The following is a 1,283-nucleotide window of genomic DNA, read 5'->3' as shown; positions in this document are numbered from 1 at the left end:
CAACTGTTATCGCTGCACCTGCCGAAAAAAGCGGCCACGGCCGCCGTGCCAACTGACAATACGTCGGCGCTGAGCGGGAAAGACAGTAAGCAAAAGCTGTTGGATGCGTTGTCAGCACAAGATATTGATTTAAGCCAGCAGGATCTGAATACGCTGCTCAAAGCCGTCAATGGGCAAGATAATCTGGATGACAAAACGCTGTCAGAGCTGGTGACGTCATTACGTAAGTCTTTTGGTCAAGGCAAAGAGGCGACCCTTGAGAAGAGTAGCGATGAACTGCCGTCAACCGATACGCAAGCGGTACAAGCGTTAATGGCGATGTTAGCGCCGGTGGTAACCCCCGCTACGCCACAAAGCAGCGACATGTCATCGTTGCTTCAGGCTGCACAGTCACTATCGATACCTGGCCTGAATAATACGGCTCAGCAGAACACCCAAGACAGCGCAACAGCGTCAGCATCCGCATCATTGTTCAGTTCGCTCGCCCCGCGCGACGCGGTCACCAGCGCAAGTGATACGCTGGCAACAGCGATATCCAACGCCAAGAACAGTCGATCGACAGCGAACGATCCGTCTCGTGCCCAAGCGCAGGTTGATGACAGCACCGCCGTGCAGGATAAATCGGCAGTCGTGGCACACACCATCGCCGATGTGACCAAACAGGATATCAGCGGCAACCAACTGCCGTTGACCGCACACACTGCTCCGGTGAGTCTGGCCCCCAATGCGCAGACGTCAATGACCAACAACATTGCACAACCGGGTGCCAGCGCCCAGTTAAATGCCCAACTGGGCACCACGCAGTGGCAGGATTCTCTCGGTCAGCAAATCATCATGCTGAGCCGTAACGGACAGCAAAGTGTACAATTGCGACTGCACCCTGAAGAACTGGGCACGTTGCATATCTCGTTGCGTCTGGATGATAATCAAGCACAAATTCACTTAGCATCGGCAAACAGTCAGGTGCGTAGCGCCCTTGAGGCCGCGTTGCCTCATCTGCGTGCAGCGATGGCAGAAAGCGGTATTAACCTGGGCCAAAGCAACGTAGCGAGTGATAATAGCGGTTGGCAACAAGCCCAGCAGCAAATGGCGGGCAATAACAACGATACCGGTGATAACAGTGCCTCTTATCGGCAGCAATTTGCGTCCTCTGTGCCCTATGGCGATGATGTGAGCGAGATTGAAATGTCAAGCACAGTCCGCGCGAGACCAGTGAGCGGTGTCGATATTTTTGCATAAACATCAGGTAAACGAACAAGTTAGCGCGATTTTTCTGGTTTATT

The 1,283-nt window shown here is 53.5% G+C and carries 1 protein-coding gene; it reads left to right on the top strand.

All coding sequences use genetic code 11. The annotated features are described in order from the left end of the window. Positions 1-3 precede the first annotated feature (3 nt). Positions 4-1,239 carry a flagellar hook-length control protein FliK gene (locus tag J5224_RS28365; protein WP_413544738.1) on the top strand — a complete coding sequence of 412 codons (1,236 nt, stop codon included), beginning with the start codon at positions 4-6 and terminating at the stop codon, positions 1,237-1,239. The last annotated feature ends 44 nt before the right edge of the window (positions 1,240-1,283 follow it).

The sequence above is a fragment of the Candidatus Symbiopectobacterium sp. NZEC135 genome (genome assembly GCF_025962695.1).
This window is presented reverse-complemented; position numbering and strand designations above follow the sequence as displayed.